Genomic DNA, 24,538 nt, shown 5'->3' on the forward strand with positions numbered 1-24,538 from the left:
CGCCAGCCGACCCGTTCCGGCTGGTCGTGGGAGCTGTTTCGAGCGCTCCGAAACAGCTCGCAGGGCCGGCCGGGCGAGATCGACTACAGCGCGTGGGCACCTTCTGAACGGACATTCCGGACCGGCGGGCGGCGACTGAAAATGTCAGAGGGTGCTGACATCATCGGAGCATGCTCGATGACGCGCCGATCGTCTTTCCGTCGCCCACCGCCCCGGCCGCCGGGCGGGCGGAGGTCTTCGTCCGCTACCTGGACTATTTCCGGGAGAGCCTGCTGTCCAAGGTGTCCGCGCTGCCGGAGGCCGAGTTGCGCACCAGCCGCCTGCCCAGCGGGTGGACGCCGTTGGAGCTGGTCAAGCACCTGCGCTTCGTCGAGCTCCGTTGGATCGAGTGGGGCTTCCAGGGCCGTGACGTCGGCGATCCGTGGGGCGACCGGCGCGACGACCGCTGGCACGTCGAGCCATCGGAGACCCTGACCCACCTGACGGCCGCACTGCGCGCCCAGGGCGAGCACACGACCGCCGTGATCACCGGCAGCGATCTGACCGTGGCCGGGCAGCCGGGCCCTCGTTGGGACGGCGCCGACCCAGCCACCCTGGAGCGGGTCCTCTTCCACCTGCTCCAGGAGTATGCGCGGCATCTCGGCCACCTCGACATCGTCGCCGAACTCGCCGGCGGCCCCACCGGCGAGTAACCCACCCACGCCACGAACGAAGGGCTGGCCGCCGGCAGCGATCTCGCCCAGCCGGCCGCCGGCGCTGCCTCAGCCCTTCGCCAGCCGAGCCCTCCGGCTCGCTGTCAGTGCTGTCCCCGCGCCGTTGAGACGACACCCACGACCAGCCGAGCCACTCCTACCACCGCCAGCATTGCCTCAACACCGTCGGCACGCCCCCGACCGCACCGCTCCGGCTGGCTGCCAGGGCGCTGCCTCAGCGCCCTCGAGGCAGCGCCCACGACCAGCCGAGTCACTGCAGGTCGCCGCACTGGGTACAGCGTTCGGGTGGGGCGGCTCGGCTGGCTGTCAAGGCTGTCCCGGGCGCCTTGAGACAGCGCCCACGACCAGCTAGGCAAGATCGACTGGCGGCCGCGGCGGTGGGTGTGCGGTGTCAGAGGTCGAGGTCGGCCAGGAGGGGGTAGTGGTCGGAGGCCTGGGCGGTCAGGTCGTCGCGGATCACCCGGAGGTGCTGGGCCCGGGCGGCCAGTGGCGGGCTGGCCAGGAGGTAGTCGAGGCGGACGGGGGCGAATTCGTGGCCGGCGTAGGCCGTCGGGACGGTGTGGCCGTCACCGGACCCGACGGTGTGCCACAGGTCGACGAAGCCCTCCTCCCGGAAGGCCGCCAGGGCTCTCGTGTCGGGGCGGCCGTCAGGGCCGAGGTGCCGCTTGCGGTAGAGAGCCGGCAGGCCGGCCAGCGCCGCAGTGTGGTCGCCCGCCGGGTCCAGGCTGTTCGCGACGCCCGCCGGGCTCGGGCCGCTCGCGACGCCCGCCGGGCTCGGGCCGTTCCCGACGCCCGCCGGGCTCGGGCCGCTCGCGACACCCGCCGGGTCCAGGCCGCTCGCGACACCCGCCGGGCTCGGGCCGCTCGCGACGCCCGCCGGTGCCGGGCCGCTCGTGTCGACCGCCGGGGTCGGGGGGTTCGTGTCGACCGCCGAGGCCTGGGGGTTCGGGTTGTGGGGCGGGGCCAGGCCGTTCATGTCGCCGGCTATGAGGGTCAGGCCGTTCGGGGTGGCGTGGCGGGCGGCCAGCCAGCGGGCCTCGCGCATCCGGCGGTAGGGGGAGAACGGGTTGAGATGGGCGCTGACGACCGTCAACGGGCCGGCCGGAGTGGGCACCACCGCCACGGCCGCGGCGTGATGCAACCGCCAGCTGATCCGGGCGCGCCGCACGATCCGCAGCGGCTCGCGGACCAGCACGGCGACCGGCTGGGCGAGGACGGAGGGGGCCAGGTGGGCGGTCATGTCCAGGGCGGCGGCGAGTTCCCGGAGGCGGCGACCGCCGTACCGGTGGAAGCCTTGCAGCTCCTGAAGGGTGACCACGTCGGGGCGCGCCTGATCGATCACCTTGATGATCGATGGCAGGCGGTCGCCGCCGCCGTTCTTGATGTTCCAGGTGAGCACTCTCATCCGACGGTCTCCAGGCGGCGGCCGTGGGTGGCCTGCGCGGCCTCCTCGGCGGCTTCGGCGGCGGTCCCGGCGTGCGCGTTGGGCCGGACCGTCCACCACAGCACGGTGACCCAGGCGGCGGTGAGCAGCACGGCGCCGAGGAAGTCGGTGGGATGGTGCATGCCGCGGTACATGCGGGAGAGCGCCACGCCGAGCGGCATGATCACGGCGAGGGCCGGGAAGATCCAGCGCCACGGCTTGTGGACCCGGGCCATCACGATGATCGCGATGGCGGTCCAGAGGCAGATGGTGGCGGCGATGTGACCGGACGGGAAGGACGAGGTCGGCATCTGGCCGTCGAGTTGTTCGACCGGCGGGCGCGGGCGGTCGACGGCGGCGGCCGCGCAGAGGAAGAGGGTCAGTTCGCCGAACATGGTGAGGGCCAGGAACAGCACCGGCCGCCACTGCCGCCAGAGGGCCAGCGCGATCGGGCAGAAGATCAGCGAGATGATCAGGATGGCGTGTGTGTCGCCGGCTTTGCTCCACATCCAGCTGAGGTGGTCCAGGGACGGGGTGCGGAAGCTCTGCAGCCACGCGGGGACGGCCTCGTCGAAGGCGGGGGTCCAGCGGGTGACGGTGTAGCCGGTCAGGTAGAGCAGGCCGAAGACGAAGACCCAGCCGACCAGGATCTCGGCGCCCTTGGCCCACGGGTGCGGCAGGACGGCGCCCTCGGCGGGGGCCGGGCGCAGGTCGGGGCCGGACTCCGGTTCCAGGCCGTCGGTGATCGGCGGGGTGGGGTGGCCGGCCTCGCGGCGCCAGATCCGGAAGGCGTAGGCGGTCACGCTGATCCAGGCGAGCCCGAGCATCCAGCCGCCGAGCACGTCGGAGAGGAAGTGCACGCCGAGGGCGATGCGGGTGAAGCCGACCGCGACGACCAGCACGGCGGCCAGGCCGACGAACCAGGGCCGCCACCGGCGGCGTACGGCGGGCAGGAGGACCAGCACGATCATGCCGTAGACGACCATCGAGCCGAGCGCGTGCCCGCTCGGGAAGCTGTTGCCGGGGGCCGAGGCGACGGGCACCTCGACGACCGGGCGCAGCCGGCCGATCAGCGCTTTCAGCGACGGGTCGAGGATCAGCGCCCCGGCGCCGGTGACCAGCAGGTAGATCGCCGGGCGGGGGCGGCGGCGGACCATCAGCAGCGCGGCCAGCAGCACGACGAGCGGCACCAGCACACCGCGACCGCCGAACGAGGACACCTGTTGCAGGACCGCGACCAGGGCGTCCGAACCGGACGCCCACCGGTTCAGCCCGTCGGCGACGGCCCGGTCCAGGTCCTGCAACGGCTGCCAGTGGAACCGCACGAGCAGCAGCAGGACACCGAAGGTCAGGCCGATCGCGGCCACCACGAGCAGGCCGAGCACGCTGCGCTCGGCGAAGTGACGCACCGGCGCCCAGCCGGCGCGTTCCACCACACGGTTGTCATCGGTCACGGCGCACTCCAACGGATCGGGGTGCGCCGTTCCTTACCCGGCCGGGTCCGCTGTCACACCGCCGGGCGCCCGCTGGGCGGGGATCTCCGGTTCGGCGTCGGGTTCCCAGCGGTCCTCCAGGGCGGGCCGGCTGACCCCGACCCGGCGGGCCTCCAACTGGGCGGCGAAGGCGAGGCCGAGGAAGAGGGCGATGCCGGTCAGGTTCGCCCACAGCAGCAGCGCCATGATCGCGGTGAGCGGCCCGTACGTCGCCCCGAACCCGTCGCTGACCCGGATGTACCCGGCCAGCAGCAGGCTCGCCAGCCACCAGAGCACGGTCGACACGACGGCGCCGAACAGCAGCCAGGACAGGGCCGGCTGGTTACGCCGGACCGAGTGCCGGAAGAGCAGGCCGACCGCGAAGACGATGAGCGCCAGGCTGAGCGGCCAGCGGATCACGTCCCAGGCCAGCCGGGGGCCGGGTGCCAGCCCGAAATGTCGTTCCGCCGATTCGCCGGCCGCCCGCCCGGCGACCAGCAGCAGGAAGCCGAAGAGCGCGGGCAGCCCGGCGACCAGCGCCAGGATCGCGGCCCGCAGGTACTTGCCCAGCGCCGGCCGGTCGCGTTCCACCCCGTAGATGCGGTTGGCGCCCCGCTCGATCTGGGCCATGGCGCTGGTCAGCGCGAACAGGCCGGTGATCATGCCGAGGGCCAGTGCCAGCTCGCCGGCCTCCTCGGTGCGCTCGTCGTCCATCAGCAGGTCCTTGACCAGCGGTTCGCTGGCGCCGGGGGTGAGGGCGATGACGGTGTCGGCGACCACCTGACCGCCGTCCTCGACGCCGAGGTCGGTGGCGAGCCCGGAGAGGGCGATCAGGAACGGCACGATGGCGAGGCAGAGCTGGAAGGCGAACGCCCGGGAGTGGCTGAACCCGTCGCCGTACCGGAACCGGACGAACGCGTCGTGCAGCAGCGGCCAGCGGCCATAGTGCCGCAGGGCCAGGAACGCGTCGTCGGCCGACAGCTTGTCGCCCGGCATCATCCGGGTCTCGGGTACGGGTTCGGTGCTGCTCAAGCCTTCTCCTCCGCCGCTTCCCGCACCGGTTCGGCGCGGCGCGCGGCCGCACTGGCGTCGTACGCCAGGTCCGGGTCGGCGTCGGGCTGCGGCACACAGAGCAGCAGCGCCTTCGGCCGGACGTGGATCTTCATGACCTTGCCGGGTGCGATGGTGTCACCGTCGAGCTGGCGGGCCCGTGCCCGGTTGCTGTAGATCTCCACGCGCTGTGCGGTATAGGTCTCCATGAGCGGCACCCGCTCCCGCCGGCTGAGCACCGCCCAGGCAAGCGCCGCCCAGTGGGCCAGATTGGTGGGGCTGAGGATGGCCACGTTGAGCCGGCCGTCGTCCGGTTCGGCCTTGCTGAGCAGGCGCACCCCGCCCTGGAGCCGGCCCACGTTGCCGACGATCACGGCGGCCGGCCGGCGCGGCATGGGCGGGCCCCCGTCGAGCCGGATCCGGACCCGCATCGGCCGGTCCAGCAGATGCTTGGCGGCACCGCCGAGGTACGCCAGCCAGCCGATCCGCTTCTTCGCCTTCTCCGAGGTGTCCTCGAGCATCTGGGCGTCGAAGCCCATCCCGGCCATCACCACGAAGCACCGGTCGTCGATGGCGCCGACGTCGATGCGGCGCCGGCCGCCCTCGAGCGCCACCTCCAGCCCGGTGGCCGGATCGTTGCCCAGCCCCAGGTTGGCGGCGAGCAGGTTGCCGGTGCCGGCGGGCAGCACGGCCAGGGCCACGCCGGTGCCGGCCAGCGCGGTGACCACCGCGGTGACGGTGCCGTCGCCGCCGCACGCGAAGACCAGCTCGGCGCCGTCGGCGACGGCGCGTCTCGCCTGGCCGCGGCCGGGGTCCTCGGGAGTCGTCTCGTACCAGGTCGGTTGCGGCCAGCCGGCCCGGCGCAGCCCCTCGTGGAGGGTGCGCCGAAGGTGATCGGGATCGGCCACCTTGGTGGGGTTCACCACGACCGCTGAGCGGGGTCCAGTCACGTCGCTCAGTGTGCCGGAGTCATGTCACGGCGGCGACTCGACGGCCGCTCCCGGGCGAGGAAGGGCACACTGCACGGGTGACCGAACTGACCTACCCGCATGTCGGGTTCACCCGGACCGGGCACCTGCCGTCCGGCTACCACCATCTGCGCTACCGCACCCGGATCGGGACCGGGGAGGAGGTGCTGCGCCGGGCCGGTGAGGCGATCCTCACCTTCCGCATGCACCGGGCCATCGGGACGCGGATCACGGCGGACGCGGACCGGGCCGCCACCGGTGTCCTGCTGACCGTCGGGATCGGGCCGCTGCGGGCGCCGTGCGAGGTGGTCTGGACGGTCGAGGAGAGCGATCGGATCGGGTTCGCCTACGGCACCCGGCCCGGGCATCCGGCGACCGGCGAGGAGGCGTTCCTGGCCGAACGCGACGAGCAGGACCGGGTGTGGTTCACGGTCACCGCGTTCTCCCGTCCGGCGGGCACGTTCATGCGGCTGGCCGGACCGTTCGCGGTGGGATTCCAGCACGCCTACGCGCGGCTGTGCGGCTGGGCGGTGCGCCGCCTGGGTACCGTAGGGCGGTGAGCACGACCGAGGTCACCTGGTGGGGGCACAGCACGGTGTGGCTCGCGGATTCCGGCACGACGCTGCTGACCGATCCGGTGCTCACCGGCCGTCTCGCCCACCTGCGGCGGATGGCCGGCCCGTCGCCGCGACTGCCCGGCACGCCGGACGCGGTCCTGCTCTCCCACCTGCACGCCGATCACTTCCACGTCGGGTCGCTCCGCGCCGTACCGGGAAAGCCGCTCCTGATCGTGCCCCGCGGAGCCGCCGCCTTCACGGCGAGGGTGATGGGCACCGAGGCCGGGGATCGATGTGTCGAGCTGGCGCCCGGTGAGGCGACCGTGGTCGGCGGCGTGCGGATCCGGGCCGTGCCGGCGCGGCACGACGGCGGCCGCGGCCCGTGGTCGAGGGACCGGGCGATCGCGATCGGTTTCGTCGTGGAGGGCGCCGCGCGGACGTGGTTCGCGGGCGACACCGGCCTGTTCGACGGGATGCACGAGCTGGGCCCGCTGGATCTGGCGCTGATCCCGGTCGGCGGCTGGGGTCCCACCCTGGGTTCGCACGGGCATCTGGACGCGTCCGACGGCGCCGAGGCGCTGCGCCGGGTGAAGGCGTCGTGGGCGGTGCCGGTGCACTACGGCACGCTGTGGCCGATCGGGATGGGCCGGGTGCGGCGGCACATGTTCGACCGGCCGGGCGAGAGGTTCGCCGAGCACGCCGCCCGGGTGGCGCCGGAGAGCCGGGTCCGGGTGCTGGCCCACGGCGAGCGGTTCAGCCTGGAGCCGGCCGCGTGATCGACACGCTGGGAGCGCTCGGCTGGCTGTTCCTGGTGGTGGCGTTCGGGGCGATCGTGCCGGTGGTGCCGACCGGGGCGGCGGTCAGCAGCGCCGCGGCGTACGCGTTGCACGAGCACCCGTACGCCATCGGTCTGGTGGTCGCGACCGGCGCGGCCGGCGCCTACACCGGCGACCTGGTGATGTACGCGATGTGCCGGTACGGCGGCGAGCAGCTGGCCCGCCGCCTGCACTGGCTCAACGACGAGGAGCGGCTCACCGCGGTCCGGGCCCGGTTGCAGCGCCGGCAGGTCACGGTGCTGCTGGTGTCCCGGCTGATCCCGGGCGGGCGGGTGCCGGTGCTGCTGGCGGCCGCCTTCGCCGGGGTGTCGTGGCGCACCTTCGTGATCGCCAACATGCCGGCCTGCGTGCTGTGGTCGCTGGTCTACACGACGATCGGGCTGCTCGGGGCGTCGATCTTCCCCGAGCCGTGGCAGGGTGTGCTGGCCGCGATCGTGGTGATCCTGGTGGTGAACCAGTCGATCACCTGGATCTCGCGGTGGTGGGAGCGGCGGGCGGCGCGCGCTAGTACTTCAAGTACGTCCTAGTCATCTTGCCGACCTTCTCGACCAGCGCCATCCCGCCGTTCATGGTCTTGTTGGTGTGCGACAGCACGGCGATCGACACGTCGGTCTCGTCCCCGGTGACCTGGCCGACGGTGTTGATGATCCACAGGTTGCTCTCGGTGGAGCGCTGGAGCCAGCCGTTCTTGACGGTGGCCTCCTCGCCGGTCCTGGCCACCGCGGGCACGCCCCAGTCCTGGTCCGGGGCGACGGTGCTCATCAGCTTGTGCGCGTAGGCGCGGGACGCCTCGGACAGCTCGCTCTCGTCGTCGACCAGCTGGTCCAGCAGTTTCACCTGGTCCTTGACGGTGGTCCGGGTGAGGCCCCAGGAGCTGTTGACCTTGGTCTGGGTGAGGCCGAGACGCTTGTTGCAGGCGGTCAGCCCGGTGTACCGCCCGATCTTGCCGAACAGCGAGGTGGTGGACGCGTTGTCGCTGTACCGGATCATCTTGTCGGCCAGGGACTTCTCGCTGCTGGTCAGCTTGCGGCCGTCGTCCTGGGCGGTGAGCAGCAGGCAGGCGAGCACCTGCACCTTCACGACGCTGGCGGTCTCGTACTTCTCGTCGCCGCGGTAGGCGTACGTCTGGCCGGTCTTGCGGTCGAAGACGGCGACCGAGAATTCCGGTTTGCCGGACGCGTACGTCTTGAGGGCCGCGTCGAGCGCTTTGACCCGCTTGGCTCGTTCGATGGCGGCCAGTTCCTCGGGGGTGGGGCCGGTCGGCGTGGGCGACGCCTTCGGGGCGTCCTGGAACGAGCCGGCGAGCGGGCCGGTCCCGCCGCCCTCGCCGTCGCCCAGCATGCCCTTCGCCACCAGGACGGATCCCCCCAGAATGCCGGCGGCGGCCACCATCAGAATCAGATTTCGGGTACGTCGCACCCATGCATACTGCCGTGCCGGTGCCCTCCATGGCTCACCGGAATCCTGTGGATTCCCGACTTTCGACGCTCGGCTGCCATACCGGCACGGTCCGTCACCATTCGGCGGGTGCGCCCGCGGCGCACAATGGAGACATGGCCTCTCTCGTGTCCTCCGCTCTCCAGGCGACCGTGGCAGCCGCCGGCAAAGTGATCGAGACGGCGGCGACGGCCGCGACCATTCCGGTGCGGGCGATCGGGCTGATCGGCCAGGCCGAGCTGCTGGTCAACCGGATGACCCTGGCCGTCGCCCAGGCCGAGGACCTGATCAAGCGGGTGACCGCGGTGGCCGCCGCGGCCGAGCGGACGGTGGCCGAGGTGCGGGCCCTCACCACCGCGGCGACCCTGGCCGTGGAGGAGGCGGCGACGGTCGCGACCACCGCCGATGACCTGATCCGGCGGGCGTCGGTGACCGCCGAGGCGGCCGGCGTGGTGGTCGGCGACGCGGCCACCGCCCTGGGCGAGGTCACCGCCATCGCGGCCCGGGCGAAGAGCGTCGCGGGCGAGGTCGAGGTGCTCGTCGGCGACTACTCCCCCACGCTGCGTGACGCCGCCCCGCTGGCCGCCCATTTCGTCGCCGAGCTCACGCCGGACGAGGTGACCGCCGCGATCCGGATGGTCGACGAGCTGCCGGCCCTCCAGCGGCACCTGGTCCAGGACGTGATGCCGCTGCTCGGCAAGCTCGACCAGGTCGGGCCGGACCTGCACAAGCTGCTCGAGGTGACCGAGGACCTGCACCTCGCCATCGCCGGGCTGCCCGGTCTCAAGATGCTGCGCCGCCGCGGCGAGGAGAAGACCCACGACGCCTGACGACAGGTCTACACCGCCAGGATCATCCCTTTCAATTCGTAGGAGGCGATGTCCGGGCGGATCGTCACGGTCGGCTCCTGGATCATGCGCAGGCCGGGCATGGCGAAGAGCTTGCTGAGGAAGATGTCGGTCTCTTGGATGGCGATGTGGGCCCCGGGGCACTTGTGGGCGCCGTCGCCGAAGGAGAGACCGGCCCCGATCTGCCGTCCCGGGCACACCGCGCCGGGCTGTGCGCCGGCCTCGGCGGCGTCCAGGTTGGCCGCGGCCACGCCGACGTCGACGCGCGCCCCGGACGGGATGGTGACGTCGCCGAGTTCGACGTCGGCCGTGGTCCACCGCAGCAGGTCGGCGACCACCGGTTCGAGCCGGAGGATCTCGTGCAGGATCGCGGCCCGTTCGTTCTGGTCACCGGTGGTGTACCGCTCGCGCAGCATCTCGTCGGTGAGCAGGTGCCAGGCCGCGACGGTGATGAACTCGCGGGTGGTGACCATGCCGGCGGCCGCGAAGGTGACGCACTCGCCGAGGATCTCGGCGGTGTTGCAGCCCTCGTCGATCAGATGCGAGATGAGGTCGTCGCGGCGGGCCTTGCGACGGGCGGCGACGGCCGGGCGGACGTCGCGCCAGAGGAACGACATCAGGACGAAGTTGTTGAAGGCCTTCTGCCGGACGGCGGACAGCCCGCGTGCGTTCGGGTCGGGGATGGCGAAGAACCGGTCGAGCCGCTGGGGCATCCCGGGCGGGCTCTCGGTGAGGCCGACGACCTCGGCGGCGACGGCGACGGCGAGCTGGAAGGAGAGCGCCGACAGGTCGGCGGCGCCGCGCCGCCGCAGCACCTCGCACTGCTGGTCGGCGAGGCGGTGCATCAGATCCCGGTACGCCGTCTCGACCCGTTTCGGGGTGAAGTACCGGGCGGTCTGCCGGCGCTGTTCCCGGTGTTCCGGCCCGTCCCGGTAGAGCATCGGAAGCCGCATCCGGCCGGCGTGCCGCAGCGCGTTCTCGATGCCGAGCCCGGCCTGCCGGGTGTCGGTGTGCCGCAGGAACGCCCGGGCCGTGGGGTAGTCCTGGATGTGCCAGACGCCGTCGGCGCCGGCCCGCACCGGACAACCCGGCGCCCGCTCGCCCCGGTCCACCTTGCGGCTGTTGTCGACTGTGGTCATCCATGGATTGTGATACACGACACCCGCCCCCGATCAAGTGATCGGAGGCGGGCGCCCGTTCCGGCCCGGCTCTGTTCGGAGAGCGAACGGTCGCTTCACGCCGGGCCGTGGGATCAGAAGACCGAGACCCCGTACGCGCTGAGGGCCTCGACCACCGGCTGGAAGTAGGTGACGCCGCCGCTGGTGCAGTTGCCGCTACCGCCCGAGGTCAGGCCGTGCGCGGTGGTGCCGGAGTAGAGCGAGCCGCCGCTGTCACCGGGCTGCGCGCACACGGTGGTGCGGATCAGGCCGGAGACCGAGCCCTCGGCGTAGTTCACCGTGCTGTTGAGCGCGGTGACCCGGCCGGAGCGGGTGCCGGTGGTGGAGCCACGGCGGTAGACGGTGGCACCGACCGCCGGGGTGGCGGCCGAGGTGATGTCGACCGAGGTGCCGACGCCGCCGGTCTTGGTGATGCTCGTGTTGGTGTAGCGGACGATGCCGTAGTCGTTGCCGGGGAAGCTGCTGCCGGCGGTGGTGCCGAGCGTCACCGAGCCGTTGTTCCAGGACGACGTGCCGCGGGTGCAGTGACCGGCGGTGAGGAAGTAGTACGTGCCGGCGCTGTTGCGCACGTTGAAGCCGAGCGAGCAGCGGCCGCCGCCGGAGTAGATGGCGTCGCCACCGGAGATCTTGATGGTCATCTTGCCCGGGACGGACTCGATGCGGGCCGCGTCACCGAGCTTGGCGACGGTGGCCTGGACGGCGGCCAGCTTGGCGCCGGTGACCGTCTCGTCGACGCTGACCACGACCTGGTTGCTGACCGGGTCGATGGCGAACGCCGTACCGGGGGTCTTGAGGTTGACCTTGAGGTTCTCGTCGGCGGCCGCCAGGGTGGCGCCGCTGCGGGCCACGTAGCGCGCGGTGGCGCCGGCCGCGGTCACCTCGGCGGCGGTCGCCGCGTCGGTCACGTTGACCACGATCTTGCCGGAGGCGTCGATGTATGAGCCGGCGTCGCGGGCGCCCAGTCGGGCGTCGAGGCCGCTCGCGAGGGCGGAGGGGGCGAAGGACGGGTCACCGGTGACCGGGGCGGCCGTCGCGGGTGAGGCGGCGAGTCCACTGGCGACGAGGATGCCCGCGGCGAGGCCGACGATCGGCCGGCGCAGCTTGGGGTTGAGCACGGTTCCTCCCTGGGGGAACGGGGGTGGCACGCCGGTCCGGCGCGCCCGTGCTCGCAAGTATTTAAATCGATCTATCTAATTGCAAGATGTGTGAACGATCACCGATTGCCGGTCAACGGCACTCTGAGCAGGCGAAACGATGGCGTCATACCGTGGGCCTATAACCCTTTCGGGATGAACGCCGCTGACCGGCACGGCACCTACATCGACACACGGGCGTCACCCGTGGTCGACGACGGTGATCCCGGCGTCGTCGGCGAGGCGGTAGCCCAGGCCGTACACCGTGGTGATCAGCTCCGGGTCGTCGAGCTTGGTGCGCAGCCGGCTGACGTGCACGTCGACCGTGCGGTTGGTGGTGTGCCGGTGACCCCAGACGTGGGTCAGCAACTGGGCGCGGCTGAACACCTGACGGGGGTGCCGGGCCAGGAAGAGCAGCAGGTCGTACTCCAGGCGGCTGAGCTCGAGCGGACGGGCGCCACGGAACGCGGTACGGGCGAGCGGGTCGAGCCGGATCCCACCGGCGGGCGCGGTGACGGACTCGCCCACCTCCACGGCGGCGGCCGCGTGCACCAGCTCGCGCAGCGCGGCGAGCACCCGCTCCCGGCCGCCGGCGCCGCCCGCGATGCTGATCGTCACGGTCACCGGCTCGTCGGCGCCGGCCTCCGGCGGCGGGTCGGGCACCGGGCGGAGCAGGACCGGGCGGGAGTACGTCGTGTGCGGGTGTGCGACGGCGAGAGCTGACATGACTGTCTCCTTCTCAGGGGGAGCACCTCGCGATTGCGGGTGGCGCTCCGCAAGGATACATTTCCTATCTGTTAGATAGGCATCCGGGCAAGCAGTGTCGGGCGTCATATTCGCGATGGTGAAAATTCCCTACTATTTCTCTAGGATATGTGGGGAGCTTGTACAGGCCAGATTCGAGAGAGGTGCACCGACATGGCGGGAATCGTGGTGATCTCCGGCAACCCCCGGGCCGGGTCCCGGACATCCACATTGGCCATCACGGTCGGCCAGGCGATCGCCGGTCAGCTCGGGTCACCCGAGCCGCACGTGATCGAGGTCGGCTCGCTCGGCGCCGGCCTGCTCACCCCCGGTGACGAGGCGACCGCGGCCGCGCTCGCGGTGATCACCGAGGCGAACCTCCTGGTCGTCGCCACACCCACCTACAAGGGCAGCTACACCGGCGTGCTCAAGGTGCTGCTCGACCGGCTGCCGGCACAGGCGCTGGCCGGAAAACTGAGCGTCCCGGTGGTCACCGCGGGCGTCGCGCCGCAGGCCGCCGCGGCCGAGGCGATCCTGCGACAGCTGCTGGTCGAGCTCGGCGCCATCGTGGTCCGGCCGGGCCTGCCGGTGCTGGAGGCCGACCTGGCCGAGTCCGCCGTGATCGCTCAGAAGTACGCGGCCGCGCTGGACTGGTGACCGGTCAGGACCGGTGGGCGAGCAGGGCCAGGCGTACCCGGTTCGGACTACCGGTCTTCGTCATCAGCGCGGTGATGTGCGTCTTCACCGTGGTCACCCCGATGTGCATGCGCTCGGCGATCTCGGCGTTGCTCAGCCCCTCACCCACCAGGCCGAGCACCTCCTCCTCCCGGGTGGTCAGCCCGGCCGCCCGGGGGCGGGGCGCCTCCGGGCGGGCCTCGACCGCACGCCGCACCAGCCGCCGCAGCACCTCCCCGCTGAACGGGCTCTCCCCGGCGGCCGCCTGCCGGATCCCGTTCAGCAGCTCGTCCGGTGGGGCGTCCTTCAGCAGGAAACCGCAGGCCCCGGCCTGGAGAGCCGGGTAGAGGTGGTCGTCGTCGCCGAAGGTGGTCAGCACCAGGACCCGGGCCGCCGGCCGGGCGCCGATGATCCGGCTGGTGGCGGTGATCCCGTCGACACCGGGCATCCGCAGGTCCATGACGATCACGTCGGGCCGGAGGCGGGCGGCCAGCTCGACCGCCTGCCGGCCGTCCCCGGCCTCGCCGACCACCTCCATGCCGTCCGCCGCGTCGCACAGCATCCGCAGGCCGGCCCGCACGAGCTGCTGATCGTCCACGAGCAACACCCGGATCATGACGCCTCCCCGGGCAGCACCGTACCCACCCGCCAGCCGGGCCCGGACGGCCCGGCCGTCAGCACCCCGCCGAGCACCTCGACCCGCTCCCGCATCCCGGTCAGCCCGTGCCCACCGCCGGGCGGCGTCTCCGGCCGCGCGACCCGGGCGCCACCGTCGTCGGCGACCTCCCAGTCCACGTCGGCGCCGGACACCGACACCCGCAGCCGGGCGGTGGCCGCCGGGCCGGCGTGCTTGGCGACGTTGGTGAGCGCCTCCTGGGTGAGCCGGAGCACGGCGAGACCGCGGACCGCGTCCAGGCCGCCGACCGCCGGATCGATCTCCGCCTCCACGATCACCCCGGCCCGGCGGGCCGTCTCCACGGCGCCGTCCAGCGCGGCGGGCAGGGCGGACGGCTCGATCGCGGTCAGGGCGGCGTCTCCCCGTACGCCATCGGGGTCTCGCAGCACCGCGACCAGCCGCCGCAGATCCGCCAAGGCCGCCGTCCCGGTCCGATGGACGTCGTCGAAGACGGCGGCCGTCTCCGGGTCGATCCCGGGCAGCACGTGACGCGCCACCCCGACCCGCAGCACCATCGACGCGACATGATGGGCCACCACGTCGTGCAGCTCCCGGGCGATGGCGCTCCGCTCGTCGGCGCGGGCGGCCCGCTGCTCCGACTCGGCCCGGCGCATCGCCTGCACGGCCAGCTGCTGGTTGGTCCGCCCGACCGTGCCGAGCAGGATCGGCAGGCCCAGGTTGGTGCCCAGCCCGACGATCGCCTCGGTCACCGAGTCGCCCGACCCGGGCAGCCCGAAGAGCAGATAGACGGCGGCGACCGCCCCGGCGCCGGCCCACACGACGGCGAACCGGGGCGCCCAGAAGGCCAGCTCGCCGAGCGCCCACGCGGTGCCGACCTGGTTGATCGTCGAGTCGTCGAGAACGCTCAGCGCCACCGCGAACAGCACGGTCTGCACCGCCAGGTTGACCGGCTGCCGGTTGTGCAGCAGCAGGCCGACCCCGAACGCGACGATCGCCAGCGTCCACTGCGGACCGGTCGGCGGGTGGTCGGTCTGGCAGGTCACCAGCAGGTACGACACCCCGCTGAGCTCCAGCAGGACCATCCGCGGCAGCGTGTCCCGCACGTTGAGGAGACGACCCGCCCAGCCCATGCCGGTCAGCCTAGGCGCTTCGGCCACCCGGTGCGCACCGCCAGATAGGCGGCCAGCCCGAGCGGCCCGAGCATGATGGTGAGCAGCAGGATCGGCGCCATCACCAGGGCCGGCACGCCACGCTCCCGGCTGTCCAGGTAGGACCAGCGGCCGACGAACAGGTCGAAGGCGATCATGTGGGCCCAGCCGGCGGCCGCGCCGTCCGCGGAACCCAGCAGCTCGCGCACCCCGCTCAGGGTCGGGTCGCTGACCCCGGCCCACACCTCGCGGAGATTCGACACGACCAGCACCGCGTAGATCGCCACGATCGGCAGGACGATCAGCGGGCTCCGGACGACCCGGTGCGTCCACGACCATCGCGGCAGCAGGATCATCAGCGCCCAGAACGGCACGGCCAGCAGAAACGTCAGGTCGAACAGCAGCTCGGTCACGTCGTCCTCCGGACCACGGCGATACTCGCGACGGTGGTCACCGCCGCCACGGCGGCCAGCGCGGCCAGGGTGATCCCGTCCGGCTGCAGCAGCGGTTGCGCTCGCAGCGCCTGCCAGGTCAACACCATCACGAGTACGGCGTACGCGCACCCGAGGATCAGCATGAGGCGAGCCCGCGCGCGCGGCACCCAGCCGGTCCACCGCCCCATCGCGTAGGCCAGCAACGGCAGCGCCTGGAGGGCGTGCAGCCCGACGAAGTGGCTGATCCGCAGGTCGCCGCCGGTGGTGCTCCAGCCGGTGATCGGCATGCCCGGCCCGCCGTCCTCGACACCGACCGCGTGCGCCCCGATCGCGCCGCCGTCGGTCACCTGCGAGGTCATCAGGAAGCCGAGCGCCATGCCGAGCAGCGAGACGGCCAGGCCCAGCCGGATCGCGTAGGCGGCCACCCGGTCCGGGATCCGCTGGCGCAGCGTCACCACCCCGATCACCACCTGGGCGAAGAACAGCACCATGATCGAGGTGCCCATCGCCGACCAGAGGATCGCGTCGAACGGCGTGGCCACGTTGTAGTGGCTGGTCGTGCCGCGGGCCACCTGGGTCACGATGATCGCGAGCTCCACCACGGCGACGCCGACGATGACGATCCCGGACCATTCGGCCGCCCGGCTGCGGCGGGGCAGGACCGCCAGCATCCAGGCCAGCGTCCACGAGTAGAGGACGAACGAGACGGCGAACTTGAACGGCTTCAGCCAGATCGGTACGCCGGTGAGGATCCGGTCGTCGGCGACGATCCCGACGGCCGAGACGAGAGCCAGCACCGCGGCGCCCGCGGTGAGCCAGAGCAGCGGCCGGTTCCAGCGGACCGGGCTGCGCAGGAGCGAATCGACGGTGGTCATACCCTCAGGCTCGTCCCGGGAACGGCCCGGGTCGCCCGACCGGCGGCCGTCGTGACGGCCCCTGGTCGGAGCTCTTCTCCTACCCGGGTAGGAGGCGGTAATACTGGCGCGGTGGATCACAGCCCCGGCCTGACCGACTTCCCCGCCGACGACAACGGACGGCGCAGCAGCATCGCGTTCGGCCGCTCCGTCGTCGCCGACGCCCTGCGCCATGTCGACCCGGCGGCCGCCGCGGCCGCCGAGCGGGAGAGCGACTGGCGGCGCGGCTACCTCCGGCACTTCCGGTCCCTGGTGGAGACCGGTCTGGCCGCCGACGGGTCGGTCGGCTACGAGATCGCCGAGGCCGGACTGGCGTCGGTGCAGGCCCGCGTCCGGTACCGCCGCGACGACGGCGACTTCACCCTGGCCCAGGCGCTGCTGGCGACGCCGGACCGGCCCCTGGACACGGTCGAGGTGAAGGGCTCCGGGCAGCCGGACCGGGAGGTGGTCCTGCCGTACCGGGGTGAACTGCTGCGCGGCGACGGGCTGCGCCGCCGGCTGGACGCGTGGGTGGCCGCCGGCGTCATCGAGGAGTCGTGCGCCGAAGCGGTCCGCGAGGTGGCCGCCTCCCCCGACTGGCTGGACCTCAGCGACCAGACCCTGGTCGCGCTCGGCGCCGGCACCGAGATGGGCCCGGTCGCCTCGGTGCTCGGCTGGGGCGGCACCGTCGTCGCCGTCGACCTGCCCCGCCCGCACCTGTGGGAACGGGTCGAAGGGGTCGCCGCGCAGAGCGCCGGACGGCTGCTCGCCCCGGCGTCCGGCCCCACCCCCGGGGCGGACCTGCTCCGGGACCTGGCCGCGGTGGCGCAGTGGCTGCTCGGCATCGAGGGACGGCTCGTCGTCGGCAACTACGTGTACGCGCCGGGCTCGGCCTACCCGCTGCTGGCCGCCGCCGTGGACGCGCTCGGCACCCACCTGCGGCAGCACCGGCCGGACACCGCGCTCGCCTTCCTGGCCACCCCGACCGACGTCTACGCGGTCCCGGCCGGCGCCGTCACCCACGCCCGCGAGCGGTACGCCGCCCGGTCCCGCCGCGCCCGGGTCACCGCCGCCCTCTCCGGTGGCCGTCTGCTGCGCCCCAACTACCCGTGCGACGTGGCCCCCGGCCTCAACGACAGCCTGGTCCCGCAACAGGGGCCGAACTACGCGCTGGCCAAACGCATCCACCGCTGGCGGGCCACGGTGACCCGGCGGGACGGGGTGGTGAGCTTCGCGGTGGCGCCGCCCACCCGTACCCGGTCGGTGCTGCAGAACCGTCTGCTGGCCGCCGCGTACGCCGGAGCGCACCTCTTCGACGTGGAGACGTTCGAACCGGCCACCGCGAGCCGGCTCATGGCGCTGCTGCTGGTGCACCAGCTCCGCAAACCCCGGGCGGCCTCCCCGGCGGCCTGGCAGGACGAGGCCGTCGCCGCGGCGCACGGTGGACTGTGGCGGGCCGCCTACCATCCGCGGACCGCGCTGCCGCTGGCCGCGGTCCGTGGCCTGGTGCCGCCCCGGTGATCGCCGGGCTGCTGCTGGCGGCCGGCGCCGGCCGCCGCTACGGCATGCCCAAGGCCCTGGTCCGGCATGGTGACCGGCGGCTCGTGCAGCACGCCGCCGGGGTGCTGCGGGCGGCCGGCTGCGACCGGGTCCTGGTGGTGCTCGGCGCGGCCGCCGACGAGGTCCGGGCGGCCGCGCCGGACCTGCCGTCGACGGTGGTCAATCCGGATTGGGAGTCCGGGATGGGCTCCTCCCTGCGGACCGGGCTCCGGGTTCTGGCAGAAACCGATGCGACGGCCGCCGTGGTGCTGCTCGTGGACATGCCCGGGGTCAGCGCCGAGGCGGTCCGGCGGGTGCTGGCGCACGCGTCGCCGTCCGCCCTCGTCCAGGGCGGCTACGGTGCCCGTCGCGGGCATCCGGTGCTGCTCGGGCGCGACCACTGGGCCGGGGTGTCGGCGAGCGCGGTCGGGGACCGGGGCGCCCGGGACTATCTGCGCGCCCACGACGTGCTGGTGGTGCCGGTCGGGGACGTCGCGGACGACACCGACATCGACGTCGAGTGACCGCACCGTTGCCCAAAATTACCGGCAACCTTTCCGGGCCCTCCGCACACTTAGACAGTAGAAAGCAATTCTGTATTCGCATTGATGGACGGTTACTTAATTGATTTCCTCCCGTTGACAAATGGCGCCGGAGCAATTCAGGATGGGTGCGCTCCCAATCCCCGGGGAGCGATTCCCCGACGAAAGGCTTCGCGTGTTCAACAATCTGCGGAAGCGGTGGCGGGCCGGCGTGGTGGCCATCGCCGCCCTCGGACTGGGACTCGGCGCCGTGGTCCACACGCAGGGCGCCTCGGCCGCGACGTGGCCGTCCGCCACCGGCTCGGTCGCGCTCACCGCCAGCAAGTCGGTGTCCGGCACGCTGGACGGCGGCCTGAAACGCTACTACGGCAGCGGCGCACTCGGCACCGGTGACCAGGACGAAGGCCAGGACCCGCTGTTCATCCTGGCGGACGGCGCCACCCTGAAGAACGTCATCATCGGCTCCCCGGCCGCCGACGGCGTGCACTGCCTCGGCTCCTGCACCATCTCCAACGTGTGGTGGGAGAACGTGGGCGAGGACGCCGCCACGTTCAAGGGCGGCTCCAGCGCCAAGTACACGGTCACCGGCGGCGGCGCGAAAGGCGCCGACGACAAGGTGTTCCAGCACAATGGCGGCGGCACCCTGACCATCAGCGGTTTCGCGGTCAGCGATTTCGGCAAGCTGTACCGTTCCTGCGGCAACTGCAAAACGCAGTACAAGCGGGCCGTCGTCGTGAAGAACGTGGCCGTCACCTACCCCGGCTCCAGCCTGGTCGGCATCAATTCCAACTACGGCGACACGGCGACCTTCTCCGGCATCACCATCACCGGTGACAGCAGCAAGAAGATCTCCATCTGCGTCACCTACAAGGGCAACAACACCGGCGCCGAACCGACCAAGCTGGCCACCTACAAGGGCAGCACCGGCGGCGACGGCACCTACTGCAAGTTCACCACCTCGAACATCACCTACAAGTAGGGCGGCTCCCGCGGCCGCCACGCCGAAGCGCTCCCCCGCGTTTCCCCCGGCGCGAGCAGGCGCGGAGCCACGGTGAAACGGCCGGACCCGGTGCCAGACGGGTCCGGCCGTTCCCTTCCCTTCCTGTACGGACGCGCCGAGCCCTGTGACATCAACGCGACCCCAGCCGCGACACCCAACGGCCGAAACACCTGTCACTCACCGCGCCCCGGCACCCTGAGGCAAGCCAGGCACCCATCGCTCGCCTCACTGCCGTAACGCCACTCCCGCACCCGACCCACTGCAGCTGGCACCACCCCCGCCCGACGCGATCTTGAACGATCAGCCACCCTTAACGGTGGAGAATCGCCCAAGATCGCGACCGGCGCGACCGGCGCGACCAGGTAGCGCCCGACATCGCCCCCGCCAGGCGCGATCTTGGACGATCAACCACCCCCAGCGGTGGGAAAGCGTCCAAGATCTGCGAGAGGAGCGGGAAACGCGGGTGTTCAGCCGGTGACACCACCCTCCGCCCGGAGCGATCTTGGACGATAAGCCACCCCTAACGGTGGAGAATCGCCCAAGATCGCGGAGGGCGCGACCGGCGCGATCAGGTAGCGCCCGACATCGCGCCCGTCCAGCGCGATCTTGGACGATCGACCACCCTCAGCGGTGGGAAAACGTCCAAGATCGCGGAAGGGCGCGGGCGCGGGTGCGGGGCGGGCGCGGGTGCGGGCGTAGGCGCGGGCGCGGGTGCGGGGGCGGGCGGGTGCGGGGGCGGGCGCGGGAGCGCGGGGTCTTGTCTTGGCTGTGGCTTGTTGGTGGCTGCCCTGAGGTCTCGCGGCAGGAACGCCCGGCGGCGGACGACGGATCGGACCTGGGGCCTGGCCGCTCCTGTCGCCGCCGGTGTTTCTCCAGGACCGTACCGTCGCTTCAGCTTGACCGGATCGTTCCGGCCTGGGGCGGGATGGTGTCTGCCGCGCGGCGTGCCGGCGGCGTTGGATCGGGGTATGACCAACGCGCTCGTCGTGATCGACGTTCAGGAATCGTTTCGTGCCCGGCCGCTGTGGGCGACGGTGAGCAACCCCGACGTGGTGAAGAAGACGGGGCAGCTCGTGGACGCCGCCCGGGCCGCCGGTGACCGGGTGATCTGGGTGATCCACGCCGAACCGGGAACGGGCGACGTCTTCGACCCGGAGAGCGGCTACGTGCGGGTGGTCGACGATCTCACGCCCGCCGCCGGTGAGCCGGTGCTCACGAAGACCGTGCACAACGCGTTCACCACGACGAACCTGCAACATCTGCTCACCGTGGCCGGGGTCCGCTCGATCACGGTCTGCGGGCTGCGCACCGAACAGTGTGTGGAGACCACCGCGCGGGTCGCCTCCGATCTGGGGTACGAGGTGACGTTCGCGATCGACGCCACCGCCACCTTCCCGATCCCGCACCGCGACGCCCCCGCCGACCGACGCGTCGAGGAGTTGCTGGCCGACCCGCGTACGCTGGCCGCCGAGGACGTGGTGACCCGCACCGAGTACGCGCTGGCTGGCCGTTTCGCCACCGTCCGGACCGTCGCGGAGATCATCGGGGAGTGACCGGATCGTGAGTACGGTGCTGTTCGTCCTGACTCCGCAGGTGCACCTGCTCGACCTGGCCGGCCCGGCGCAGGTGTTCTCCACCGCGCCGGGCTACCGGCTCCGCTACGTGGCCGACGAGACTCCCGTGCCGACCTGGCAGGGTGTGCCGCTCGGCGCCGACCTTGCCTGGCCCGCTCTCACCGCCGACGACCTCCTGCTGGTGCCGGGCTGGCGGGACGGTCACGGCTGGTTCAGCGCCGCGACCCTGTCCCGGATCGCCGGCCACCACGCCCGCGGCGGCACGGTGGCCAGCGTCTGTGCCGGCGCCGACGCGCTCGGCCGGGCGGGTCTGCTCGACGGCCGCCGCTGCACCACCCACCACGATCTTCAGGACCGGCTGGCCCGCCGCTATCCGGAGGCCTCCGTGGTGCGGGACGTCCTGTACGTCTGCGACGACCGGGTGGTCACCTCGGCCGGTATCGCCAGCGGCATCGACCTCGCCCTGCACCTGGTCGCCCAGCGTCACGGCCCGGCGGTCGCGGCCCGGGTCGCCCGCGAGATGGTGGTGTACGGCCGCCGCAACGGCGACGAACGCCAGCACAGCGTGATGCTGCGGCACCGGGCCCACCTGAGCGACGTGGTGCACCGGGTTCAGGACCGCATCGACGCCGACTTCGCCGCGCCGCTGCCGTTGGCCGGCCTGGCCGCCGCGGCGGGCGTCAGCGAGCGCACCCTGACGCGGTTGTTCACCGCGGCGACCGGTCGTACCCCGCTGCGCTACCAGCAGCTGCTCCGGGTGGAACGCGCCGAGTACCTGATCGGCCACGGCGCGACGGCCGAGTCGGCGGCCCGCGCCGTGGGCTTCGCCGACGGCCGCATGCTGCGCCGCCTGCGCTCCCGTCCCTAGGAGTCTGCGCCTCGGCGCCGCTCGCGGGCGGCGGACCGCGTTCGGGCCCGGCTGATCAGGCGCTCGACCTCGTCCGCGGTGGCCGGACCGGGGTCGACGACGCTGACCCAGCCCTGTACGGCGTAGGCCGGATGCGGGATCAGGGTGTCCACCTCCGCGAAGTCGATCTTCTCGCGGTGTGCGGCGAACTCCTCCGGGCCGTAGCCGAACAGGGCGCGGAACTCGTCCCGCCCGACCTCGATGTTGAGCCGGTGGCGGCCGTCCGTGGAGAGCCGGGACCGTTCGTCGAAGTCGGGCACGTCGGCGTGGACGATCGTGGCGAACGGGCGCATCCGGTCCTCGCCGGCGAAGAAGAACCGGTCGCCCCAGGTGAAGGGCGGCATCTCGGAGCCGGGTTCGATCCGGGTCTCGGTCACGCCGGGCATCCCGCTGATCCGGGCGGCGACGGCCGCGCCGGGCCCGTGTCCGATGTGCAGGATCGCGTCGCTCGCCGCGACGATTCCGGCGGTCAGCGGGAAATGGCCGAGCAGGCCGGTCCGCCGTTCCCGCAGGTCCTGGCCGGCCGGTGGCGGGAGTAGTGCGGTCTCGGCGCCGAGCCGTTCCTCGTAGGTGCCGGCCTCCGGGAGCCCGAGCCCGGCGGGGGCGCTGGCGCCGAGGCTGCCGGCGACGAACACGTACCGGTCGCCGAGCAGCGCCGAGACGATCGAGCCGGCGCCGGACCACTCGGCGGCGTAGTCGGCGCCCTCCCAGTGGGTCTCCCAGCTGCTCGGTCCGCGTTGGAGGTGGGTGTTGTGGGCGGCGACCAGGACCGGGCCGCGGTCGCGTTCGACGGCGAGGATGTCGAGCAGGTTCTGCGCCATGATCACGTCACGGGCCCCGAGCAGGCGGCCGATCCGCTCTGACGGGGTGCCGGGCACGGCCATCGCCGCGTGGTAGCCGAGCAGGCCGATGGCTGTGGTGGCGAGCACCTTCGCCCGGTGCCAGGCGGCCGTGGAGGTGTCCTCGACGAGGCGGGGCGCGTTGGCGTACAGGAGATTCTTGAAGTCCTCGGCGATGCCGCGAAGCGCGGCGGCCTCGGGTGACCCGCCGGGTGATCGCGCCGCGTCGTACATGATCTCCGGAGCGGTCCAGCGGGCGTCGTCGCCGATCAGGCGGTCCAGGTCGGGCGCCGGGACGCCGAGGTATTCGCGCAGTTCGCGAAGGTATCGTCCGGGGCTGGGGGCGGCCTCGATCTCGGTCGGGGCGTCGAAGCCGTGGAAGGCGACGCGCTCGTGCGGCGGCAGGTCCCGGTTGTGGGCGCGCAACCAGTCGATCAGTTCGCGGGTGGCCGGGTGCTCACCCCAGCCGTGGCTGATGCCGGTGTTCAGGTCGAGGTCGTCGCGGCGCCCCCGCACGTAGTCGTCGACCGCGAGCCCGGCGGCCCGGTCCGACTCGATCGCGATGGACCGGAACCCGTGCGCCACGAGCGTCTCCAGGATCCGGTTGCGCAGGCGCGGGAAGGCCGGTTCGCCGTGGTAGGGCTCGCCGAGCGCGAGCAGATGCGGCCGGCGCTCGGAGATCAGGGACTGCAGCTCGGTGTCGAAAGCCATGACCTCAACCGTATCGTTGAACCAGCGGTTGAAACTTTTCGTCGATCGAGCTGGAGAGAGTCTTCTGAAGTCTCAAAACGGGGTTCACCGGCCGGTGGATCTGGCGCGGGCGCACGGGCTGTCCGCGCAGGCGATCCGCAACTACGAACGGGCCGGGGTGATGCCGCCGGCCGCCCGCACGGCGAACGGGTACCGGGTCTACACCGACGATCACGTGGGCGCGCTGGCCGCCTATCTCGCGCTGATTCCGGGGTACGGCCATCCCGTGGCCGGCGAGATCATGCGGGCGGTGCTGCGGGACGACGTCGACGCCGCCCTGGCTCTGATCGACGCGGCGCACGTCCAGTCGCGCCGTGACCGGGACACCGTGGCCGCCGTCGCAACAGCCCTGGCCGAGGCCCCGGCCGGGCCGCTCTCCGATCGGCCGCTCCCGGTCGGCGCGCTCGCCCACCGGCTCGGCGTCACGCCGGCCACGCTGCGCAAGTGGGAGCGGGCCGGGATCCTCGCCCCGGAGCGGTCGAAGGGTGCCCGCGTCTACTCCCCCGACGACGTCCGCGACGCCGAACTGGCACATCTGCTGCGCCGCGGCGGCTACCCGTTGGCTCACATCGCGACGGTGATCGAGCAGGTCCGCGCGGCGGGCGGGCCGGGCCCGCTGGCGGCGTCGATCGAGCAGTGGCGGGAGCGGCTCACCGCCCGCGGCCGGGCCATGCTGACCGGCTCGGCGCGGCTGGCGGCGTTCCTGGAGCGGACGGACGCCGCCCCGCCCGTGGGGGTTACGGGCGGGGCGGCGGATCGCGGCGATCAGTACGGGAAGTCGCGGTAACTACCGGTGTAGTAGTCACCGACCTGCCGGCGGTACTCCGGGGTCTCGAAGGTCTCCTTGTCGTACTCCGGAGAGTCCTTGATCTGCTCCTTAGTACGGTCCACGTAGACCTTCCGCTCCGTGTGATCGAAGCTCTGCACCGTGCCGGCCGGGAGGATGACCTTCCGTCCGAAGATCCACGGTCCGGTGTCGACCACGAGGAACGCGTCACCGACGTCGTAGCTGGCCTTGTCGATCGAGCCGATGTGGCCATCGGTCGCCTCGACTCGGTATCCGACCAGGTCCACGCCGGTCCGCCCGGTTTCTTCGGTGCTCTCCACGGTCACCGGGTCGTTGCCCAGTGCCGACGGCTCGCGCCAGGCCCACGGGGTGAACGGCGTAGGTTGCATCACGGCCTCCTCACATCGATGAATTCGCCGTTGTTCATCTGCTACCCACCGCACCCGCGGGCTAA

26 protein-coding genes are annotated in these 24,538 nt (G+C 72.4%); 12 read left to right on the forward strand and 14 right to left on the reverse strand.

Annotated features, from left to right (window positions below):
• Nucleotides 1–170 precede the first annotated feature (170 nt).
• Nucleotides 171–692 (forward strand): mycothiol transferase, encoded by a 522-nt coding sequence (locus tag J5X75_RS32155; RefSeq protein ID WP_208471359.1) that lies wholly within the window; start codon nt 171–173, stop codon nt 690–692.
• Nucleotides 693–1,104: 412 nt separating this feature from the next.
• Here J5X75_RS32155 and J5X75_RS32160 read toward each other — a convergent pair whose 3' ends face one another.
• Genes J5X75_RS32160 through J5X75_RS32175 form a run of 4 tightly spaced genes read right to left on the reverse strand, consistent with a single transcriptional unit; the run spans nt 1,105 to nt 5,608 of the window.
• The gene (locus tag J5X75_RS32160; protein ID WP_208471360.1) at nt 1,105–2,118 is read right to left on the reverse strand and encodes an endonuclease/exonuclease/phosphatase family protein; all 1,014 of its coding nucleotides are present in this window, start codon (nt 2,116–2,118) and stop codon (nt 1,105–1,107) included.
• Nucleotides 2,115–3,590 (reverse strand): phosphatase PAP2 family protein, encoded by a 1,476-nt coding sequence (locus J5X75_RS32165; RefSeq protein ID WP_208471361.1) that lies wholly within the window; start codon nt 3,588–3,590, stop codon nt 2,115–2,117. Before J5X75_RS32165 ends, J5X75_RS32160 begins: the two co-directional genes overlap by 4 nt.
• A gap of 33 nt (nt 3,591–3,623) precedes the next feature.
• Nucleotides 3,624–4,640, reverse strand: a complete 1,017-nt coding sequence (locus J5X75_RS32170; protein ID WP_208471362.1) for a YihY/virulence factor BrkB family protein — start codon at nt 4,638–4,640, stop codon at nt 3,624–3,626.
• Entirely contained in the window at nt 4,637–5,608 is a 972-nt protein-coding gene (locus J5X75_RS32175) for a diacylglycerol/lipid kinase family protein (protein WP_208471364.1), read from the reverse strand. The genes J5X75_RS32170 and J5X75_RS32175 overlap by 4 nt, the downstream gene beginning before the upstream one ends.
• Before the next feature lie 77 nt (nt 5,609–5,685).
• On the opposite strand from J5X75_RS32175, the gene J5X75_RS32180 reads away from it, so the two are divergent.
• From J5X75_RS32180 to J5X75_RS32190, 3 genes are read left to right on the forward strand one after another with little or no spacing between them, the layout of a single operon-like run.
• Nucleotides 5,686–6,186 (forward strand): DUF1990 domain-containing protein, encoded by a 501-nt coding sequence (locus tag J5X75_RS32180; RefSeq protein ID WP_208471366.1) that lies wholly within the window; start codon nt 5,686–5,688, stop codon nt 6,184–6,186.
• Nucleotides 6,183–6,959, forward strand: a complete 777-nt coding sequence (locus J5X75_RS32185; RefSeq protein WP_208471367.1) for an MBL fold metallo-hydrolase — start codon at nt 6,183–6,185, stop codon at nt 6,957–6,959. Before J5X75_RS32180 ends, J5X75_RS32185 begins: the two co-directional genes overlap by 4 nt.
• Nucleotides 6,956–7,546 carry a DedA family protein gene (locus J5X75_RS32190; RefSeq protein WP_208471368.1) on the forward strand — a complete coding sequence of 197 codons (591 nt, stop codon included), beginning with the start codon at nt 6,956–6,958 and terminating at the stop codon, nt 7,544–7,546. The genes J5X75_RS32185 and J5X75_RS32190 overlap by 4 nt, the downstream gene beginning before the upstream one ends.
• On the opposite strand, the gene J5X75_RS32195 is transcribed toward J5X75_RS32190, so the two are convergent.
• Complete coding sequence (locus tag J5X75_RS32195; protein WP_307798393.1) at nt 7,524–8,438, reverse strand: serine hydrolase; 915 nt, start codon at nt 8,436–8,438, stop codon at nt 7,524–7,526. The two genes, J5X75_RS32190 and J5X75_RS32195, sit on opposite strands and share 23 nt — an antisense overlap.
• Nucleotides 8,439–8,572: 134 nt before the next feature.
• On the opposite strand from J5X75_RS32195, the gene J5X75_RS32200 reads away from it, so the two are divergent.
• Complete coding sequence (locus J5X75_RS32200; RefSeq protein ID WP_208471369.1) at nt 8,573–9,286, forward strand: hypothetical protein; 714 nt, start codon at nt 8,573–8,575, stop codon at nt 9,284–9,286.
• Between the two features lie 8 nt (nt 9,287–9,294).
• On the opposite strand, the gene J5X75_RS32205 is transcribed toward J5X75_RS32200, so the two are convergent.
• From J5X75_RS32205 to J5X75_RS32215, 3 genes are all read right to left on the reverse strand, one after another.
• Complete coding sequence (locus J5X75_RS32205; protein WP_208471370.1) at nt 9,295–10,443, reverse strand: cytochrome P450; 1,149 nt, start codon at nt 10,441–10,443, stop codon at nt 9,295–9,297.
• Nucleotides 10,444–10,556: 113 nt separating this feature from the next.
• Complete coding sequence (locus J5X75_RS32210; protein WP_208471371.1) at nt 10,557–11,597, reverse strand: S1 family peptidase; 1,041 nt, start codon at nt 11,595–11,597, stop codon at nt 10,557–10,559.
• Nucleotides 11,598–11,816: 219 nt separating this feature from the next.
• A complete protein-coding gene (locus J5X75_RS32215) occupies nt 11,817–12,341 on the reverse strand; it encodes a winged helix-turn-helix domain-containing protein (RefSeq protein WP_208471372.1) in 525 nt (174 codons plus the stop codon).
• 192 nt (nt 12,342–12,533) lie between these two features.
• Here J5X75_RS32215 and J5X75_RS32220 point away from each other — a divergent pair, with 192 nt between their 5' ends.
• Nucleotides 12,534–13,016: an NADPH-dependent FMN reductase gene (locus J5X75_RS32220; RefSeq protein ID WP_208471373.1), complete on the forward strand. Its 483-nt coding sequence runs from the start codon at nt 12,534–12,536 to the stop codon at nt 13,014–13,016.
• Nucleotides 13,017–13,020: 4 nt separating this feature from the next.
• Here the strand turns inward: J5X75_RS32220 and J5X75_RS32225 are convergent, their stop codons facing one another.
• Genes J5X75_RS32225 through J5X75_RS32240 form a run of 4 tightly spaced genes read right to left on the reverse strand, consistent with a single transcriptional unit; the run spans nt 13,021 to nt 16,128 of the window.
• Nucleotides 13,021–13,650, reverse strand: a complete 630-nt coding sequence (locus J5X75_RS32225) for a response regulator transcription factor (RefSeq protein ID WP_208471374.1) — start codon at nt 13,648–13,650, stop codon at nt 13,021–13,023.
• Nucleotides 13,647–14,801 carry a sensor histidine kinase gene (locus tag J5X75_RS32230; RefSeq protein WP_208471375.1) on the reverse strand — a complete coding sequence of 385 codons (1,155 nt, stop codon included), beginning with the start codon at nt 14,799–14,801 and terminating at the stop codon, nt 13,647–13,649. The genes J5X75_RS32225 and J5X75_RS32230 overlap by 4 nt, the downstream gene beginning before the upstream one ends.
• A gap of 5 nt (nt 14,802–14,806) precedes the next feature.
• On the reverse strand, nt 14,807–15,232 hold the full coding sequence (locus J5X75_RS32235) for an ABA4-like family protein (protein ID WP_208471376.1): 426 nt from the start codon (nt 15,230–15,232) through the stop codon (nt 14,807–14,809).
• On the reverse strand, nt 15,229–16,128 hold the full coding sequence (locus tag J5X75_RS32240; protein WP_208471377.1) for a hypothetical protein: 900 nt from the start codon (nt 16,126–16,128) through the stop codon (nt 15,229–15,231). The genes J5X75_RS32235 and J5X75_RS32240 overlap by 4 nt, the downstream gene beginning before the upstream one ends.
• Before the next feature lie 111 nt (nt 16,129–16,239).
• Between J5X75_RS32240 and J5X75_RS32245 the strand changes: the two genes are divergently transcribed.
• From J5X75_RS32245 to J5X75_RS32265, 5 genes are all read left to right on the forward strand, one after another.
• On the forward strand, nt 16,240–17,667 hold the full coding sequence (locus J5X75_RS32245) for a hypothetical protein (protein ID WP_307798395.1): 1,428 nt from the start codon (nt 16,240–16,242) through the stop codon (nt 17,665–17,667).
• A complete protein-coding gene (locus J5X75_RS32250; RefSeq protein WP_307798396.1) occupies nt 17,664–18,209 on the forward strand; it encodes a nucleotidyltransferase family protein in 546 nt (181 codons plus the stop codon). The genes J5X75_RS32245 and J5X75_RS32250 overlap by 4 nt, the downstream gene beginning before the upstream one ends.
• A 193-nt stretch (nt 18,210–18,402) precedes the next feature.
• The gene (locus tag J5X75_RS32255) at nt 18,403–19,206 is read left to right on the forward strand and encodes a pectate lyase (protein ID WP_307798397.1); all 804 of its coding nucleotides are present in this window, start codon (nt 18,403–18,405) and stop codon (nt 19,204–19,206) included.
• A gap of 989 nt (nt 19,207–20,195) precedes the next feature.
• Nucleotides 20,196–20,780: an isochorismatase family protein gene (locus tag J5X75_RS32260; protein ID WP_208471378.1), complete on the forward strand. Its 585-nt coding sequence runs from the start codon at nt 20,196–20,198 to the stop codon at nt 20,778–20,780.
• A gap of 7 nt (nt 20,781–20,787) precedes the next feature.
• Entirely contained in the window at nt 20,788–21,669 is an 882-nt protein-coding gene (locus J5X75_RS32265; RefSeq protein WP_208471379.1) for a GlxA family transcriptional regulator, read from the forward strand.
• Here J5X75_RS32265 and J5X75_RS32270 read toward each other — a convergent pair.
• Nucleotides 21,666–23,258, reverse strand: coding sequence for a DUF6194 family protein (locus J5X75_RS32270; RefSeq protein WP_208471380.1), 1,593 nt, complete (start codon nt 23,256–23,258; stop codon nt 21,666–21,668). The genes J5X75_RS32265 and J5X75_RS32270 overlap by 4 nt on opposite strands.
• Nucleotides 23,259–23,322: 64 nt before the next feature.
• Here J5X75_RS32270 and J5X75_RS32275 point away from each other — a divergent pair, with 64 nt between their 5' ends.
• Nucleotides 23,323–24,084 carry a TioE family transcriptional regulator gene (locus tag J5X75_RS32275; protein WP_238490336.1) on the forward strand — a complete coding sequence of 254 codons (762 nt, stop codon included), beginning with the start codon at nt 23,323–23,325 and terminating at the stop codon, nt 24,082–24,084.
• Here the strand turns inward: J5X75_RS32275 and J5X75_RS32280 are convergent.
• Nucleotides 24,063–24,473, reverse strand: a complete 411-nt coding sequence (locus J5X75_RS32280; protein WP_208471382.1) for a PRC-barrel domain-containing protein — start codon at nt 24,471–24,473, stop codon at nt 24,063–24,065. The two genes, J5X75_RS32275 and J5X75_RS32280, sit on opposite strands and share 22 nt — an antisense overlap.
• Nucleotides 24,474–24,538 lie beyond the last annotated feature (65 nt).

The organism is Actinoplanes flavus (assembly GCF_017592555.1).
GTDB classification, from domain to species: domain Bacteria; phylum Actinomycetota; class Actinomycetes; order Mycobacteriales; family Micromonosporaceae; genus Actinoplanes; species Actinoplanes flavus.

What these genes read in the sequence shown, in the direction of transcription:
- J5X75_RS32220 (WP_208471373.1), top strand. Translation starts at nt 12,534, where the DNA reads ATGGCGGGAATCGTGGTGATCTCCGGCAACCCCCGGGCCGGGTCCCGG.
- J5X75_RS32160 (WP_208471360.1), bottom strand. Translation starts at nt 2,118, where the DNA reads ATGAGAGTGCTCACCTGGAACATCAAGAACGGCGGCGGCGACCGCCTG.
- J5X75_RS32200 (WP_208471369.1), top strand. Translation starts at nt 8,573, where the DNA reads ATGGCCTCTCTCGTGTCCTCCGCTCTCCAGGCGACCGTGGCAGCCGCC.
- J5X75_RS32205 (WP_208471370.1), bottom strand. Translation starts at nt 10,443, where the DNA reads ATGACCACAGTCGACAACAGCCGCAAGGTGGACCGGGGCGAGCGGGCG.
- J5X75_RS32260 (WP_208471378.1), top strand. Translation starts at nt 20,196, where the DNA reads ATGACCAACGCGCTCGTCGTGATCGACGTTCAGGAATCGTTTCGTGCC.
- J5X75_RS32280 (WP_208471382.1), bottom strand. Translation starts at nt 24,473, where the DNA reads ATGCAACCTACGCCGTTCACCCCGTGGGCCTGGCGCGAGCCGTCGGCA.
- J5X75_RS32230 (WP_208471375.1), bottom strand. Translation starts at nt 14,801, where the DNA reads ATGGGCTGGGCGGGTCGTCTCCTCAACGTGCGGGACACGCTGCCGCGG.
- J5X75_RS32270 (WP_208471380.1), bottom strand. Translation starts at nt 23,258, where the DNA reads ATGGCTTTCGACACCGAGCTGCAGTCCCTGATCTCCGAGCGCCGGCCG.
- J5X75_RS32155 (WP_208471359.1), top strand. Translation starts at nt 171, where the DNA reads ATGCTCGATGACGCGCCGATCGTCTTTCCGTCGCCCACCGCCCCGGCC.
- J5X75_RS32225 (WP_208471374.1), bottom strand. Translation starts at nt 13,650, where the DNA reads ATGATCCGGGTGTTGCTCGTGGACGATCAGCAGCTCGTGCGGGCCGGC.
- J5X75_RS32240 (WP_208471377.1), bottom strand. Translation starts at nt 16,128, where the DNA reads ATGACCACCGTCGATTCGCTCCTGCGCAGCCCGGTCCGCTGGAACCGG.
- J5X75_RS32215 (WP_208471372.1), bottom strand. Translation starts at nt 12,341, where the DNA reads ATGTCAGCTCTCGCCGTCGCACACCCGCACACGACGTACTCCCGCCCG.